Origin of the sequence: Halocynthiibacter sp. C4 (genome assembly GCF_028823805.1) — a bacterium.
GTDB classification, from domain to species: Bacteria; Pseudomonadota; Alphaproteobacteria; order Rhodobacterales; family Rhodobacteraceae; genus Falsihalocynthiibacter; species Falsihalocynthiibacter halioticoli.
Genome location: NZ_JAPEIE010000002.1, coordinates 1,180,000 through 1,195,416, shown reverse-complemented (window position 1 = coordinate 1,195,416; position 15,417 = coordinate 1,180,000). Strand labels below are relative to the sequence as shown.

15 protein-coding genes are annotated in these 15,417 nt (G+C 55.2%); 7 read left to right on the top strand and 8 right to left on the bottom strand.

Annotation, left to right across the window (positions count from 1 at the left end; genetic code table 11):
• Window positions 1-216 precede the first annotated feature (216 nt).
• Window positions 217-1,230: an NAD-dependent epimerase/dehydratase family protein gene (locus OU789_RS13095; RefSeq protein ID WP_274655969.1), complete on the top strand. Its 1,014-nt coding sequence runs from the start codon at window positions 217-219 to the stop codon at window positions 1,228-1,230.
• 6 nt (window positions 1,231-1,236) lie between these two features.
• Here OU789_RS13095 and OU789_RS13090 read toward each other — a convergent pair whose 3' ends face one another.
• From OU789_RS13090 to OU789_RS13060, 7 genes are all read right to left on the bottom strand, one after another.
• Complete coding sequence (locus OU789_RS13090) at window positions 1,237-1,728, bottom strand: RNA pyrophosphohydrolase (RefSeq protein ID WP_274655968.1); 492 nt, start codon at window positions 1,726-1,728, stop codon at window positions 1,237-1,239.
• Window positions 1,729-1,778: 50 nt separating this feature from the next.
• On the bottom strand, window positions 1,779-3,116 hold the full coding sequence (locus OU789_RS13085; protein ID WP_274655967.1) for a S41 family peptidase: 1,338 nt from the start codon (window positions 3,114-3,116) through the stop codon (window positions 1,779-1,781).
• Between the two features lie 5 nt (window positions 3,117-3,121).
• Window positions 3,122-4,258, bottom strand: a complete 1,137-nt coding sequence (locus OU789_RS13080; RefSeq protein ID WP_274655966.1) for a murein hydrolase activator EnvC family protein — start codon at window positions 4,256-4,258, stop codon at window positions 3,122-3,124.
• Complete coding sequence (gpmI, locus tag OU789_RS13075; RefSeq protein ID WP_274655965.1) at window positions 4,255-5,775, bottom strand: 2,3-bisphosphoglycerate-independent phosphoglycerate mutase; 1,521 nt, start codon at window positions 5,773-5,775, stop codon at window positions 4,255-4,257. The genes OU789_RS13080 and gpmI overlap by 4 nt, the downstream gene beginning before the upstream one ends.
• A 102-nt stretch (window positions 5,776-5,877) precedes the next feature.
• A complete protein-coding gene (gene rlmH, locus OU789_RS13070) occupies window positions 5,878-6,348 on the bottom strand; it encodes a 23S rRNA (pseudouridine(1915)-N(3))-methyltransferase RlmH (RefSeq protein WP_274655964.1) in 471 nt (156 codons plus the stop codon).
• A gap of 9 nt (window positions 6,349-6,357) precedes the next feature.
• On the bottom strand, window positions 6,358-6,717 hold the full coding sequence (gene rsfS, locus OU789_RS13065) for a ribosome silencing factor (protein ID WP_263952004.1): 360 nt from the start codon (window positions 6,715-6,717) through the stop codon (window positions 6,358-6,360).
• Between the two features lie 252 nt (window positions 6,718-6,969).
• Window positions 6,970-8,349 carry a mechanosensitive ion channel family protein gene (locus OU789_RS13060; RefSeq protein WP_274655963.1) on the bottom strand — a complete coding sequence of 460 codons (1,380 nt, stop codon included), beginning with the start codon at window positions 8,347-8,349 and terminating at the stop codon, window positions 6,970-6,972.
• A 363-nt stretch (window positions 8,350-8,712) separates the two neighbouring features.
• Here OU789_RS13060 and leuC point away from each other — a divergent pair, with 363 nt between their 5' ends.
• From leuC to OU789_RS13035, 5 genes are all read left to right on the top strand, one after another.
• Window positions 8,713-10,116: a 3-isopropylmalate dehydratase large subunit gene (gene leuC / locus OU789_RS13055; protein WP_263952006.1), complete on the top strand. Its 1,404-nt coding sequence runs from the start codon at window positions 8,713-8,715 to the stop codon at window positions 10,114-10,116.
• Between the two features lie 34 nt (window positions 10,117-10,150).
• Complete coding sequence (locus OU789_RS13050) at window positions 10,151-10,675, top strand: HdeD family acid-resistance protein (protein WP_263952007.1); 525 nt, start codon at window positions 10,151-10,153, stop codon at window positions 10,673-10,675.
• Between the two features lie 39 nt (window positions 10,676-10,714).
• Window positions 10,715-11,320, top strand: coding sequence for a 3-isopropylmalate dehydratase small subunit (gene leuD / locus OU789_RS13045; RefSeq protein ID WP_274655962.1), 606 nt, complete (start codon window positions 10,715-10,717; stop codon window positions 11,318-11,320).
• A 192-nt stretch (window positions 11,321-11,512) separates the two neighbouring features.
• On the top strand, window positions 11,513-12,445 hold the full coding sequence (locus OU789_RS13040; RefSeq protein WP_317134917.1) for a hypothetical protein: 933 nt from the start codon (window positions 11,513-11,515) through the stop codon (window positions 12,443-12,445).
• 107 nt (window positions 12,446-12,552) lie between these two features.
• Window positions 12,553-13,527, top strand: a complete 975-nt coding sequence (locus OU789_RS13035) for an endonuclease/exonuclease/phosphatase family protein (RefSeq protein WP_274655961.1) — start codon at window positions 12,553-12,555, stop codon at window positions 13,525-13,527.
• Here the strand turns inward: OU789_RS13035 and OU789_RS13030 are convergent.
• Window positions 13,524-14,417 (bottom strand): epimerase, encoded by an 894-nt coding sequence (locus tag OU789_RS13030; RefSeq protein ID WP_274655960.1) that lies wholly within the window; start codon window positions 14,415-14,417, stop codon window positions 13,524-13,526. The two genes, OU789_RS13035 and OU789_RS13030, sit on opposite strands and share 4 nt — an antisense overlap.
• A 92-nt stretch (window positions 14,418-14,509) precedes the next feature.
• Here OU789_RS13030 and OU789_RS13025 point away from each other — a divergent pair, with 92 nt between their 5' ends.
• Window positions 14,510-15,412, top strand: coding sequence for a LysR family transcriptional regulator (locus OU789_RS13025; protein WP_274655959.1), 903 nt, complete (start codon window positions 14,510-14,512; stop codon window positions 15,410-15,412).
• Window positions 15,413-15,417: the final 5 nt, after the last annotated feature.

Sequence of the window (15,417 nt, the reverse complement as noted above, 5' to 3'; positions counted from 1 at the left end):
ACAAAGCTTTCAAAAATGACGTGTAATAATGTTACGAGTATGCCCTAAAATGGCTAAAAAGTTTAGAAAAACGTAAATGCCCGTTTGAGCAAGTGCTGAGTGCCGTCCGACAGGCGCAGCGCGCGCAGCTCTTTAATGTTGCAAAACGAAGTGTTTTCAATCGGGTGGGCATAGCACTATGCTACGGCCAAACAGCGAAACGAGAAGGCGGATAATATGCGCACAGCATTGGTAACGGGGTCAGCAGGGTTCATCGGGTTTCACCTGTGCCAGACGCTACTTGATGAGGGCTTCAAGGTTGTCGGGCTTGATGCACTGACGGACTACTATGATGTTTCGCTCAAGGAAAAGCGGCACGCGCTGCTTGAACATCCGAATTTCACGCCAGTTGTGGCGCGCCTTGAAGAGCCGGAATTGCTGATCTCTCTATTTGCGGAGTATCGGTTCGATGTTGTTGTGCATCTCGCGGCTCAGGCTGGTGTTCGGTATTCGATTGATGCGCCGCGCACTTATCTTGAGTCCAACCTGATCGGTACATTCGAATTACTAGAAGCAGCGCGGGCCTATCCTCCTACGCATATGCTTTTGGCCTCTACAAGTTCGGCCTATGGGGCGAATACAAAGATGCCCTATGCTGAAACGGATAAATCTGATGCGCAAATGTCGTTCTATGCCGCAACGAAGAAGGCCAATGAGTCCATGGCCCATTCTTATGCGCATCTCTATGATTTGCCGATCACCATGTTCCGCTTCTTTACGGTCTATGGCCCATGGGGGCGCCCGGATATGGCACTGTTTAAATTCACCAAGGCGATTCTCGAGGGTTCCCCGATTGATGTTTACAACAACGGGGATATGCGGCGCGACTTTACCTATGTAACCGATCTTGTGGCGGCGATCCGTCTATTGGTTGATGCAGTTCCAGAACGGCCCGCAAGCGAGGGCGATATTGCCAGTTATGATAGCCTTTCGCCCGTGGCGCCGTTCCGCGTGGTGAATATCGGCAATTCAGAACCGGTTCAGCTTCTTGATTTTATCGACGCAATTGAAAAGGCCATCGGGATCAAAGCCGAGCGCAATATGATGCCGATGCAACCAGGTGATGTGCCAGCGACATGGGCAGACGCAACGCTCTTGCAAAAGCTTACAGGCTATACCCCCAAAACCGATGTGGCCAAGGGCGTTGCCGCCTTTGTTGATTGGTACAAAGAGTTTTATAAGGTTGGATAAGAGGCGTTAGAGCTTCGGCCCGAACTCGCCCAAAACCTTGCCATAGAGATCGCGTTTGAATGGCACAATTGACTCGATCAATTTGTCGGGCGCCATCCAGCACCATTCTGAAAACTCCGGCACCTCGGTTTCGATATTGATGTCCGAATCCGTCCCGTTGAAACGCATCAAAAACCACAGCTGTTTCTGGCCGCGGTATTTGCCTTTCCACAGTTTGAGCGAAAGATCTTGGGGCAGGTCGTAGGGAAGCCAATCTTGGGTTTGGGTTTCGATCGTCACCTTATCGGCCTCGACACCTGTTTCTTCCAAAAGCTCGCGGAGCGCGGCGGCTTCCGGCGCTTCGCCATCGTCGATGCCACCCTGTGGCATCTGCCAGGCTGGCGGTTCATGTGCGGGGCGGTCATTGCGCTGGCCTGCGAAAATCAAGCCGTCTTGGTTCACAAGCATAACGCCCACACAGGGACGGTAAGGGCGTGTGTCGGGATTTGAAACTGTCATGGAAAACGCCGGTGTAAGGCGGGTCCGGCCGAGGCCGAACCCGTGTTTCTTTAGTCGTCGAGGTCGAGTGCGGAAAGACCGTGTAGGAGGTCAATCGCATAAGAGAGTTGGTAATCCTCGTCCCGCAGCTTTGCCGCTTCTTCGGCTTTCGCTTCTTCTTCCTCAAGCTGACGACGCTCGTCCTCTGTCATGGAGTCGTTGCTGAGGCTGCCACGTAGATCAGCTTCAGAGCGAAGGCGTGGTGCGTCATCCTCTTCCTCTTCTTCGGCGAGTGGATCACGGCGGGGTTGCTCAACGATGATATTGGGCGAAACGCCAAGCGCCTGAATGGAGCGGCCCGATGGCGTGTAATACCGCGCGGTGGTCAGGCGCATCGCGCCGTCGCCCTTGAGCGGCATGACCGTTTGAACCGAGCCCTTACCAAAGCTCTTTGTGCCAACCACAATCGCGCGGCGGTGATCCTGAAGGGCACCGGCAACGATTTCCGAGGCCGAAGCAGAGCCGCCGTTGATCAACACAACAATCGGTTTGCCTTGGGCCAGATCACCAGGGCGCGCGTTGAACCGCTCGCCATCTTCGGCGCTGCGGCCACGGGTCGACACGATTTCACCCGCCTCAAGGAAGGCGTCCGAAACCAGAACCGCTTGTTCGAGCAAACCACCCGGGTTGTTACGAAGGTCAACTACGAACCCTTCGACATTCTCGATGCCGCCGGCTTCTTCGATTTGCTCTTCGATACCTTCTTTGAGGTTTTCGAATGTTTGGTCGTTGAATGTTGTCACGCGCAATACGATGGACTCACCTTCTGTGCGGGTCCGTACAGCTGTGAGTTTGATTGTGTCGCGGATGATCGACACGTCAAACGGCTCGGGAACATCCTCGCGTACGACTGTGATGATGATCTCGGAACCAACAGGGCCGCGCATCATCTCAACCGTTTCGTCGAGTGTGAGACCCAAAACGCTGGCACCATCCACGTGTGTGATGAAATCGCCAGCTTCGATACCTGCGGCATCCGCGGGAGTGTCATCAATCGGGGACACGACTTTAACAAAGCCCTCTTCCTGCGTCACCTCAATGCCAAGGCCGCCGAACTCGCCGCGCGTCTGTTCGCGCATGTCGTCGAAATCGGCGGGGGGCAGATAGCTGGAGTGCGGATCAAGTGACGTTAGCATGCCATTGATCGCGGCTTCGATCAGGTCGGCCTCGTCGACTTCTTCGACGTACTGGCTGCGAATGCGTTCAAACGCGCTGCCGAATAGGTCGAGTTGTTCATAGATTGTGCTTTTGGATTCTGCTTCCTGCGCCAGCAAAGGCGCCGCGACTTGGGTTGTCACGATTGCGGCGAGCACCGCGCCGCCTGTTGCCGCCATTAAGAACTTTTTCATACCGTCTATTCCTTTGTCACAGCAAACCACGGAGCCGGATCAACCGGTGCGTTGCCCTGTCTTACCTCTATATAAAGCGTTTCCGAGCGTTGAGCGCCACTCCCTTCCGTAGAATTTTGCAAAAACTCTTCTGCATTCGGGGATTTGCCACCCATCAAACCAATCGCCGTGCCGCCTGAAACGACTTGGCCGACCTCACCATACACCTCGTTCATACCCGCGATAACCATGAGAGTGCCGGATTGCGGTTCAAGGATCATCACATTTCCGTAGTCCAGAAGCGGGCCACGGTATCGGATCGTTGCAGGGACTGGCGCGGTTACGAGTGCGAGCGGTTGAGTGCCGAGGAGTAAGCCAGGGCGGCGGATGCCCGCGGCGTCGGCTTCGTTAAATCGGCGCAAAACAGTTCCGCTTGCGGGGAGCGGCAGCGTGCCTTGGAGCGCGTCAAAGTCGAGACGCAGAGCACCAGGCTCTTCCTCATCTGGGACAAGTCCGCTGGCGAAGGCTTCAAGCGTTTCACTGCTTTGCAAAAGCGTGTGCAGATGTTCCGGCTCGTCCAAAAAACGTTGTGGCAGGTCGTCACGGTCGGAAATTGCTTGCGAAAGCTGCGCGCGAGCTTGTTGCGCGCCGAACAGTCCCTCACGGAGGCTATCGACTGCGCTTTCCTGAAGCGCGCGAAGCGTGGCGACTTCTTGAAGCTGTGCGCGCAGCCCTTCGACCTTGGCTTGCAGGCTCGGCGTCACATCGGAGAGCATCATCCCCGTTCGCGCTGTTCCCAGTGGTCCGGCAGGGTGAAGAAGTAAGAGCGGCGTGGGCGAGGATTGCATGGATTGCAAAACCCCGATCAGTTGCGCGACCTCCTCGCGACGGGCCTCGAATTCAAGTTCGATGGCACGTTCACGGATCGTGGCACGGCGCAATCCCTCGCGCATCGCCGAAAGTCCTTCCTCGAAAGCCTCGACCGTTTGGGTCAGAGCCGCGACCCGATCACTCGCTTTCTCGGCTTTGTCCAGCGCCAAAGTTGCTTCGCTTATCTGTTGCGAGGCGCGGCGGGCAGCATGGGCCGGATCCACTTCGGCAAGCGCCGGAGTGGTCGACAGCAAAATAAGGGCTAAGGCCCGAATGGCGGCGCCTAGCTTCATGTGATGATGAGAGTCTCGCCTGTCATTTCAGCGGGTTTTTCAAGCTCCATCAAATCAAGCACGGTCGGCGCAAGATCAGACAGCCGCCCAACGCGAAGCGATGCGCCCTCTGGCCCGCCAAAGAGCGCGACAGGAACCGGATTAACCGTATGCGCCGTATGTGGTCCGCCGGTTTCGGGATCAACCATGGTTTCACAGTTGCCGTGATCGGCGGTGACAACCATCGCGCCGCCAGCCTTTTCGAGCGCATCCAGAACGCGGCCAAGCCCAAGGTCGACTGCCTCGCAGGCTTTGATCGCCGCGCCAAGATCTCCCGTATGCCCAACCATATCCGGGTTGGCATAGTTGGTGACGATCAGGTCATATCCGGCCTCTATGGCCTCAACGAATTTGTCTGTCACCTCATCGGCAGACATCTCCGGCTGCAGGTCATAGGTCGCTACCTTTGGCGAAAGCGGCATGTAGCGATCTTCGCCTTTTTCTGGCTCTTCTTTGCCGCCATTCAGGAAGAAGGTCACATGCGGGTACTTCTCGGTTTCGGCAAGGCGGAACTGCTTTAGGTCGTGCTTCGCGACCCATGCGCCGAGCGTGTTTACAAGGTTCGCCTTGGGGAAGCACACATCCACATAGGCGTTGTGGGCGTCTGAATAGGGAACCATTCCGAGGAATGCCGCAAGCTCAGGGCGGGTGCCGGTTTCGAAGGCGTCAAAATTCGGCTGGCCGATCGCTGCGAGGATTTCGCGCGCGCGGTCGGCGCGGAAGTTGAGACAGAAAATACCATCGCCATCGACGACGCCTTCAAAGCCGTCAAGAACAGTTGGCGCGATGAATTCGTCTGTTTCGCCCCGTGCGTATGCCTCTTTGACAGCCTGTTCAGCGTTTGCAGCGCGAAGCCCTTGTGCCTTGATCATTGCGTTATACGCTTGTGAAACGCGCTCCCAGCGGTTGTCGCGATCCATGGCGAAGTAGCGGCCAATGACAGTTCCAATCCGCGCGGTCTCGGGCAATCCGGTAAGCAGCGTTGCGATGAATTGATCCGCCGATTTCGGCGCAACATCGCGACCATCAGTGATCGCGTGGATAACGCAGGGAAGGCCCGCATCGGCAACAGCCTTGGCTGCGGCAATGATGTGCGCGTGATGCCCGTGAACACCGCCATCGGAAACAACGCCCATAAGATGTGCGGTTCCGCCCGTTGATTTCAGGGTATCGATGAATTTTGTCAGGGCTGCGTTTGTGAAAAAGCTGCCGTCCTCGATTGCGAGGTCGATTTGGCCGAGGTCCATTGGAACAACCCGCCCTGCACCGATATTGGTGTGGCCCACTTCGGAGTTGCCCATCTGCCCCTTGGGCAAACCGACGTCTGGTCCGTATGTGGTAAGTGTCGCGGAGGGGCCTTCGCGCATGATGCGGTCGAAATTGGGTGTATGGGCAAGAAGCGGGGCGTTTGCCTCTTTGGAGTCACTTTGGCCCCACCCGTCAAGAATACACAAAACAATTGGTTTTTTCGGGCTCATAGGTCTCTCGTTTCTTGAAGTTGCTTTGTTCTACGCAGCGCAAGCGACAAGGGCAAGCGCGCAAGGGAAAGCTTAACCAATCAGCTTAGAACTGTGGCCATATCAGGCGCGATGATAGGGAGAACCCGCAAGAATTGTTGCTGCGCGGTAGAGCTGTTCCGTCAGCATGACCCGCGCCAGCATGTGCGGCCAGACCATTGCCCCGAAAGAGAGCCGGAAATCTGCAGAAGCCCGTAGCGATTTGGCAAGGCCATCCGCGCCACCAATAACAAAGGCAACATCGCTTTGCCCGTCGTCGCGCCAATGCGCAAGCGTCTGTGCAAATGTCGGGCTTGGGATGACTTTGCCACGTTCATCAAGGATCGCGACGAGCGCATTATCCGGTATGACGCGGGATAGGAGGCGCGCCTCCTCTTCGGAGCCAAGCCCCTTTTTATCTTCGACTTCATGCACTTGAACTGGCCCGAGCGACAAGGCGCGGCCCGTTCGGTCAAAACGTGTCAGATAATCGTCGATTAGGTCGCGTTCAGGGCCAGAGCGAAGTCGCCCAACGGCGCAGATATGAACGCGCATGAGAGTGCCTTAGGAAAGCGAAGTTGGATCCGCAGAGCCCGGAACGCCAGACTGCCACATCTTTTCAAGCTGGTAGAACTCGCGCACTTCTGGGCGGAATACGTGAACGATCACGTCGCCCGCGTCTACCAGAACCCAGTCGCCTTGGCCCTTGCCTTCAAGCTTGGAGAAATAGCCCATCTTTTGTTTGATCCGGTCCGAAAGCTTCTCGGAGATCGCGGAGACCTGACGCGAAGAACGGCCCGAGCACACAACCATTGTGTCGGCCATCTGAGACTTTCCGGTCAGATCGATAATGACAACATCCTCGGCTTTGTCATCTTCAAGAGACTCCAGAACAAGCTCCAAAAGCGCCTTGCTTTTTGCCATGTCCGAAGCAGATTTGCTGCTGGCCGATCCTTTAGCCGCGTCAGATGTTTGAGACAGTGTCCTGCCCTCCGTAATGCGCACCTAGAGAAAGGGTGCCGAGAATACTCGAAAGATACCACCGAATTAAGGGAATCTCAATCGTCAGGGCAGGGGGAATAGGCCTATGTCGGCGGAATGGCAACAGCACAACGATGCATTTGCCACTTTGACGCAAGATCGGGCGGAAAAACGCTTAAATCCGAATGAATTGGCCTAGTCGGAAGCGCCTTTTGAAGGCGGAGAAATCGGTTCGACCGCAGAAATTCCGTCCTGTGGGTCGTTGAGAACCCGAACCTCGCGTTGGGGGAACGGTATCGAGATGCCGTGTTCTTTAAACGCATCCCAAAGCGCCAGATAAACTGAACCGCGCACATTGGTGAGGCCGCGGGTTGGGTCGGAAATCCAGAAACGCAGGATGTAGTCGACCGAGCTGTCGCCAAACCCGACGATATGGCACACGGGTGTGTGGGTGCGGGTCAAAACGCGCTGCACGCGTCCGGCGGCTTCGCAGGCGATTTGGCGCACTTGGTGTGGGTCGTCTGTGTAGGCTGTACCGAAAAAGATATCGAGCCGAACGTATGCATCGGAATGGGACCAGTTGACCACCTGTCCGGTAATCAAATCCTCGTTCGGGATAAGGTATTCCTTGCCGTTCCGTGTAACGACCGAAACGTATCGTGCACCGAGCGCGTTGATCCAGCCGAAGGTTTCACCCAATGAGATAACATCACCGGGTTTGATCGACTTATCCAGCAAGATGATGACACCAGACACGAGGTTAGACACAACCTTCTGCAGACCAAAACCGAGGCCGACGCCGATTGCACCGGAAAGAACTGCAAGCCCCGTTAGATCAAAGCCAACCGCCTTAAGCCCAAAGAAGAAAGCAGCGCCGTAAAGAACGACTTGCATCGCCTTGACGAACAGCACCTGCATAGACGGGGAGATATCATCGTTGGATTTGATCCTTGATGCCGACATGCGCGCAATAAGGCGAACCACAGCGAGAAGTGCCGCGAGAATGACAAACGCTTTGATCACGTCCAATAGTGATAATCGCGCCTCACCCGTGTTGATCGCAACCGAATCCAGCAGAGACGAAATCGAGTCTAATGCGCCCGTAAAATGAAGCGTGACGTATATCCATGCGCTCCAAACCACGATCCGTCGTAGCAATCGGTTGTGGATGACCCGCGCCGCCAAAGACACGACCAGCCATGCTGTCGCGATCGACGCGACGATACGCAAAACGTAGGTTCGTGAATACCACGTGACTTCCTGCATGAAGAAAATCAACGCCCAGATCATCACGACAAATAGAATGAGCCGCATCCGTTTGTGGAGGATCAGGGATAGACGCAATTGCCATTTACGCCACCCGCGCCGCGCGCGGAGCCATTCGCGCACATTCTGGCGGGTAAGGTATTCGATGCCATATGCAATCGCGATCAGCAGAAGGATCAGCAAAACCTGATAAAGGCGCCAGCCAAGGGTCACAAAGGTCGCACCAAATTCCAGAGCTTCGGCTGACAGGGCCTGAACCTGTTCCGGCAAGGATTGTGCAACTGCTTCGTTCGGGTCTTCGTTATCCATAGTCCCTCATGCTCGCACGGGAATCTTTGCACAGGGAGGGGCGATGCGACAAGGGTTTCAGGTGTCTGCTCAAGGGATTGTGCGCAAGCCAGCTTCGAGATTGCTTGACGGAACGTCCGAAATATCGCTCTCAGACGCATCCAAGAAGAGCGAAAGCCGTTGCGAGACTCGGCTAAAGCTTATATGGCAACGGCATGAAACGGATTTACGAAGTAGATGACCACGCCTTTTTGCCTTGGCGGTTTTACGGTCAATCCCTGTCTATCAACGCCGACCTATAGGTTTGGCGCGCCATTGGCGCGAGCCAGAATCCGGAAGGGTGCGCCCTTCTCATGACTTTTCCAGCAACGACGGGAGCGGACCATGTCCCCCAAAACACTCTATGACAAAATCTGGGATGCGCATATCGCGCATGAGGCCGAAGACGGCACAACCCTTCTCTATATTGATCGCCACCTTGTTCACGAAGTGACAAGCCCGCAAGCCTTTGAAGGGCTGCGGATGGCAGGCCGCACAGTGCGCGCGCCAGAGAAAACAATCGCGGTGCCAGATCACAACGTGCCGACCACAGAGGACCGCGTAAACGGCATCGACAACGAAGAGAGCCGTATTCAGGTTGAGGCGCTTGACCAGAACGCCAAGGATTTCGGTATCCACTATTACCCTGTGTCCGATGTGCGCCAAGGTATCGTACATATCGTTGGCCCAGAGCAGGGCTGGACCCTTCCGGGCATGACTGTTGTGTGCGGCGACAGCCACACCGCGACCCACGGTGCGTTCGGCGCGTTGGCGCACGGCATCGGAACATCCGAAGTTGAGCACGTTCTGGCAACACAGACGCTCATCCAGAAGAAATCCAAGAACATGAAGGTCGAAATCACCGGCAAGCTGAAGCCGGGTGTAACTGCGAAAGACATTACGCTTGCGGTTATCGGCGAAACAGGTACCGCAGGCGGCACTGGCTATGTGATTGAATATTGTGGCGAAGCGATCCGCGATCTTTCGATGGAAGGCCGCATGACCGTTTGTAACATGGCCATTGAGGGCGGCGCACGCGCGGGCCTGATTGCGCCGGATGAAACCACCTACGAATACGTCAAAGGTCGCCCGCACGCTCCGAAAGGCGCGCAATGGGATGCGGCTCTTGCATGGTGGAAAACGCTCTACACAGACGAAGACGCACATTTCGACAAGGTCGTGACGCTTAAGGGCGAAGATATCGCGCCTGTCGTAACTTGGGGCACATCTCCTGAGGACGTGCTGCCGATCACGGCGACCGTTCCAAACCCGTCCGACTTTAGCGGCGGCAAAGTCGAGGCCGCACAGCGCGCGATCGAGTACATGGGTCTTGAGGCAGGGCAAAAGCTCACCGACATCAAGATCGACACGGTATTCATCGGGTCTTGCACCAACGGCCGGATCGAAGACCTTCGCGCCGCAGCAGAAGTCCTCAAAGGCAAAAAGATCGCGGATGGTATGCGGGCTATGGTTGTTCCTGGCTCTGGTCTTGTGCGTGCGCAAGCCGAGGAAGAAGGCATTGCGCAGATCTTCATTGATGCAGGTTTCGAATGGCGTATGGCAGGTTGTTCCATGTGCCTTGCCATGAACCCAGACCAACTCGCACCGGGCGAGCGTTGCGCGGCAACGTCAAACCGGAACTTTGAGGGACGTCAGGGTCGCGGCGGACGTACGCATCTGCTATCTCCACAAATGGCGGCTGCCGCAGCGGTGACCGGTCATTTGACAGATATTCGCGACCTCACATAACGGAAGGCGCGACTTTTATTGAGGAGATACGAAGATGAAAAGTTCAATGAGCTGGATAATTCTTGGTGCATTTATGGTTCTCGGCGGCGTGTTCGCGCTTCTGAATCCCTTTGCGGCATCACTGGCAGTTACAGCACTGGTCGGGTGGTTCTTCCTGATCGGGGGCGCGTTTGCGCTGTTCGCTGGTTTTAAGGGCGAAGGCTCCGGCACGTCCAAAGTTCTGAATATCCTACTTGCCGTCTTTTTCATTCTTGCGGGTATCTCGCTTCTCGCCAACCCATTCAAAGGCCTGATCACACTGACAGTGCTTTTGGGTATTCTTTTTATGGTTACAGGCGTCATGCGCCTCTACCTGAGCTGGTTGCTGCGCGGAGAAAAATTGTTCTGGGTGATGCTCATTACGGGCGCCGCCTCTGTCATCATTGGCTTTATGGTCCTGAACCAACCGCTGGAAGCAGCTTCAAGCTTGTTGGGCATCTTGCTCGCAATCGAACTGCTCTCTGATGGCATTGGTTCCATTGCGTACGGTATAATCCTGCGCAAAGCCAATAAGGCCTAGCAAATCAAGGGGGCGAAAGCCCCCTCCACGGAGATTGAAATGGAAAAATTCGAGAAAATTACGGGTGTTGCGGCGCCTATGCCGTTGATCAATATCGATACAGATATGATCATTCCCAAACTGTTTCTCAAAACTATCAAGCGGTCCGGCCTGGGCGTAAATCTCTTTGACGAGATGCGCTACGACGATGACCGCAACGAGATTCCGGATTTTGTTCTGAACAAGCCGGCCTATCGTGATGCCGAAATTATCATCGCAGGCGATAACTTCGGTTGTGGCTCCTCGCGGGAACATGCCCCTTGGGCCATCAAGGATTTCGGAATCCGCTGTGTGATTTCCACAAGCTTTGCCGATATCTTCTTTAACAACTGCTTCAAGAACGGCATTTTGCCGATTGTTCTTCCCGAAGCCGAGCGCGACTTCCTGATGAAATATGCGGAAAACGGCTCTAATGCGCGGATGACGATTGACCTTGAAGCACAGGAAATCACGGCCTCAGACGGCACGGTGATCTCCTTTGAAGTGGATGCCTTCAAAAAGCACTGCCTTCTCGAAGGGCTCGACGATATCGGCCAGACAATGGCGAAAGTCGACTCAATCGCGAGTTTCGAAAAGCAGGCGGAAGTAAGCCGACCTTGGGTTTAACGTTAACCCAGGGGTTGTTCACCTCATAGGTGACCGACATAGGTTCTCTACAAGATATTGGGGTGTGCGGAATATCTGCGCACCCTGTTTTTTTGAATGATGCAATCTCGCACCAGTTCTTCCATGAAATTGCCTTAAATTTTTTGTCAAACTTAACCATTACTTGCGACGATACTGGAAAGTGGGCAAAAATTGGCTGAAGAAGAAACTATCCGTCGTGAAGTACGGAACGAAGTTGGACTAAAAAAACGCGTAAAAGGCGTTTTGGGCCAACCAAAGGGTAGATGGGCTGTGTTATCTCGACTGACTGGCGCCGCAGTGCGCGCGATATTGGTGGCCATACTGATTGCCACGCCGTCGATCGTGTTGCCGCACACGCATAGCGATGCAAACCAGATCGTCGCCCTGATTTCTATTTTCGCCGCGATTCTCGTCATGATTGAATACGCATCGGTTTATCCGAGCTTGATCGAGTTTCGTGATGCGCCGCCGTTTAACCGGATCCGCTATGTCAGCCTCATGCTGATGGTTTTCCTTCTGTCGCAGATCATGGCCGTTTCCGGCAATCCAAGTACGTTGGCTGAGTTTACCTATGCCGTCGGCACGGTGATCGGCATGGCGATGGATTTCCCCTATAGCCCTGTGCGCTTGTTTGTTTTGGCTGTTCCTGATGGTGCGACGATCGAGCAAATTTCCCTTGTTCGAACAGCGGCTGGACTTTGCTATCTGATCTCACTCGTATCGCTTGCTGTTTTCCTCATTATTATCCGCATGGGCCGTTGGCCATCACGCGGCGCAAGCTTCAACGTTTGGGTAAATCTGCCAACGTTTGACCCGACCGCTGGCGGAGATGTTGTTGATCGTCTGACACGCGATTCTCGGCTGAACGTCATTCTTGGCTTCTTGCTGCCATTCGTAATTCCAGCGGCGATGCAGACTGCATCCAGCCTCTTTGACAGCTTCACTTTTGCTTCCCCTCAAACGATGATCTGGACGATTTCGGCATGGTCCTTCCTTCCTGCAAGCCTCTTCATGCGTGGTATCGCAATGGCGCGGATCGCGGCCATGATCGCGGAAAAACGGCAGTTCCTAACTGCGCAGCAAGACGGGCTTGTCTTGGCTTAGCACTGTCGCTCGCCCTCGCGGGCGGCGCATCTGCGGCGGACAGGGTTCGCCTCGCTATCTATACCGTCGATTTTGAGCGAAAGGCCCCAGGGCTCTTCCTAAGAGATATGCGCGCAAGGAAGGCGCACGACGCAGTCCGCGCCGCTGCCGTGATCGCGCATGTAAATCCTGATGTACTCGTTCTGGCTGGAATAGATTACGACCACGGCCTTGCCACGCTCGGCGCATTTGCTGATGAGCTTTCAAGAGCGGGCGTTGACTATCCCCATCATTTTGCGCAGCGGCCAAATACCGGAATGCCGACGGGACTTGATGTGAATGGTGATGGGAATTTTGGTGATGCCGTGGATGCGCAGGGCTATGGGCGTTACTCTGGCGAGAAGGGCTTGGCCATTCTTTCGCGGTATCCGTTTTTGCGCGATGAGGCGCGTGATTTCTCAGAGTACCTATGGCGCGATCTACCTGATGCGAACCTGCCCGAAGTTGATGGCGCCCCGTACTATTCTGATGAGGTGTTAGAGGTTCTTCGTTTATCCACCACGGCGCATTGGGATGTACCGATTGAAACGGACAACGGGCCGCTGCACCTCCTGACGTATTACGCCACACCGCCGGTTTTTGATGGTGCGGAAGATCGCAATGGCAAGCGCAACGCTGATGAGACGCGGTTCTGGACGAAATACCTGAATGGTGAACTTTCGGAACAACCTGCCAATGCGCCATTTGCTTTGATCGGAAATGCTAACCTTGATCCGCATGATGGCGATGGCAATGGCGCAGCTATTGCGGAACTGCTCGCGCATCCCTCGCTTCAAGATCCAAAGCCCGCAAGCGTGGGCGGAGTCGAGGCCGCCAATGCATCGCATTCTGGCGACCCTGCCCTCGATACAGCCGCATGGCCCGTAAACGACAAACTCCCGGGAAACCTGCGGGTAGAGTATGTTCTCCCTTCTCGCGATCTGAAGGTTCTGGACGCTGGTGTGTTTTGGCCGGAAACCGGTACTGAAGAGGCAAGCTTGATTGCCGAGGGCGAAGGGATTACGCGTCATCGGCTTGTTTGGGTCGATGTCGAGATGCCCTAGGCGGCGAATTCTTTGGCCATGAGAGAAGTTGGAACTTCGGCGCAAAGAACGTCCGTCTCGGCTGTTGGCGTAAACTCGGGCAACAGTTCTGCGAGTCGCTTGCCGCAGAGGCTATGAGGCGTCTCGCTAAGGTATCGCATTTCGAGCAATTCATATGCGAGCGTCCAAAATGGCGAGGCCACATGGAACGTCCACCATGGGAATTTCTTGATGCTGATGTGCCGTCCTGTCGCCATCTCTAATGCGCTTCGCAAGTCCTGCATTGTGATTGTGACGCTGGGCGCGGGGACATCTTCGAACTGTTGCAAAGTATCTCGTCGCTCTGCAAGCATTACCGCCGCACGCGCCCAATCGGGCAAGTAGCTAAACGAGCGAGGGCAATCTACGGGCCCCATCGTCATGAGCTTGTCTTTGCTCAGCTTAGAAAGAAACACCAGGCTCATGAGCGTGTCTGAAGGCGCGGAATCAATGAAGTCGCCAGCGCGAAGGATGAGCGTTTGCACCCCGTCACGCGCGGCGCTTCGATACTGCTGCTCCATTTCAATGCGGATATTGCCTTTGCGGGTCTCGGCTCTTTGCGGGGTGTTAGGCCCCCATGTGCCGGGCGTGTTGCCATAATTATAAACGTTGCCAGGAACGATAACCATTGCGCCGCTCTGCTTGGCGGCTTCGATAATTTGCGCTGTGTAGCGCGGCACTTCCGTTGCCCAGTTGCGATAGGCTGGCGGGTTGAAGCCATTCACGATGACGTCTGCGCCCGTTGCGCTTTCACAAAGGTCATCGCTTGCACGATTGAATGTCCGAACCTGCCAACCGGCCTTTGTGAATGCCGCGTTCGCGTGGCGGCCGATCTTGCCTGTGGCACCTGTGATGAGAACTGTTTTAGACATTTTGAACCTCTTTGCTGAAATGCGTTGAGGCGAAAGTATGCATTCACTATTGTCGGGTAAATTGGCTGTATTCGGATATTAGGTATTCATTTATGAATGATAAGGCGTTTGCCTCAATAGATTGGACTTTGATCCAATCCTTTGTTGCGGTTGCTGAGTGCGGCTCGCTTACGGCAGCTGCGCAAAGGCTCCGTGCGAGCCAACCAACAATTGGGCGGCACATCTCGCAAATTGAAAGCAGTTTGGGCGTTGTTTTGTTTTCGCGTGTGCATCGGGGGGTGGAACTTACAGCAGAGGGCGAGGCGCTTCTCCCCGCAGCTCGTGACATGCAGGCCGCAGCGGCGCGGCTCTCGCTTGCTGCCGCGGGTCAAACGCAAAACCTTTCTGGAGTTGTGCGGATAACAGCATCTGTATTTGTCTCCCATTACATCCTGCCGCCGTTGCTCGCTGAACTGCGCGCGATGGAGCCGGATATAGAGATTGAGCTTCACGCCAGTGACAGCACCGACAACCTGTTGTTTCACGAGGCTGATATTGCATTGCGGATGTACCGCCCAGAGCAACTTGATACGATCACGCGCCATATCTGTGATTTCGACGTGGGTATATACGCCGCTAAAACCTATCTGGCGCGCCGCGGAGTGCCTCAGGATCGAGACGCATTGATGGCGCATGATTGGGTGGGATATGACCGGAACGATCTGATGATCAAAGGAATGCGTGCCGTTGGCTGGACGGTGGATCGCAGCTTCTTCAAGATCCGGTGTGACAATCAATCGGCCTATTGGCAGCTTGTTCAGGCAGGGTGCGGCGTTGGCGTGGCGCTAAAATGCGTTGCACAACACTGCGCGGAAGTTGAGCAAATCTTGCCCGAGGTAGAGGTGCCGCCACTGCCGGTTTGGTTGACAGCACCAGAGGCATTGCGCAAGTCTCCCCGCATCCGCCGCGTGTTTGATTTTCTTGCTGAGAAGCTGGTTGACGTGGGTGGCGCTTGAATTTC

Excerpts from the sequence above, each read along its gene's own strand:
- OU789_RS13095 (WP_274655969.1), top strand. The coding sequence starts at position 217 with ATGCGCACAGCATTGGTAACGGGGTCAGCAGGGTTCATCGGGTTTCAC.
- OU789_RS13090 (WP_274655968.1), bottom strand. The coding sequence starts at position 1,728 with ATGACAGTTTCAAATCCCGACACACGCCCTTACCGTCCCTGTGTGGGC.
- OU789_RS13085 (WP_274655967.1), bottom strand. The coding sequence starts at position 3,116 with ATGAAAAAGTTCTTAATGGCGGCAACAGGCGGCGCGGTGCTCGCCGCA.
- OU789_RS13080 (WP_274655966.1), bottom strand. The coding sequence starts at position 4,258 with ATGAAGCTAGGCGCCGCCATTCGGGCCTTAGCCCTTATTTTGCTGTCG.
- gpmI (WP_274655965.1), bottom strand. The coding sequence starts at position 5,775 with ATGAGCCCGAAAAAACCAATTGTTTTGTGTATTCTTGACGGGTGGGGC.
- rlmH (WP_274655964.1), bottom strand. The coding sequence starts at position 6,348 with ATGCGCGTTCATATCTGCGCCGTTGGGCGACTTCGCTCTGGCCCTGAA.
- rsfS (WP_263952004.1), bottom strand. The coding sequence starts at position 6,717 with ATGGCAAAAAGCAAGGCGCTTTTGGAGCTTGTTCTGGAGTCTCTTGAA.
- OU789_RS13060 (WP_274655963.1), bottom strand. The coding sequence starts at position 8,349 with ATGGATAACGAAGACCCGAACGAAGCAGTTGCACAATCCTTGCCGGAA.
- leuC (WP_263952006.1), top strand. The coding sequence starts at position 8,713 with ATGTCCCCCAAAACACTCTATGACAAAATCTGGGATGCGCATATCGCG.
- OU789_RS13050 (WP_263952007.1), top strand. The coding sequence starts at position 10,151 with ATGAAAAGTTCAATGAGCTGGATAATTCTTGGTGCATTTATGGTTCTC.
- leuD (WP_274655962.1), top strand. The coding sequence starts at position 10,715 with ATGGAAAAATTCGAGAAAATTACGGGTGTTGCGGCGCCTATGCCGTTG.
- OU789_RS13035 (WP_274655961.1), top strand. The coding sequence starts at position 12,553 with ATGCGCGCAAGGAAGGCGCACGACGCAGTCCGCGCCGCTGCCGTGATC.
- OU789_RS13030 (WP_274655960.1), bottom strand. The coding sequence starts at position 14,417 with ATGTCTAAAACAGTTCTCATCACAGGTGCCACAGGCAAGATCGGCCGC.
- OU789_RS13025 (WP_274655959.1), top strand. The coding sequence starts at position 14,510 with ATGAATGATAAGGCGTTTGCCTCAATAGATTGGACTTTGATCCAATCC.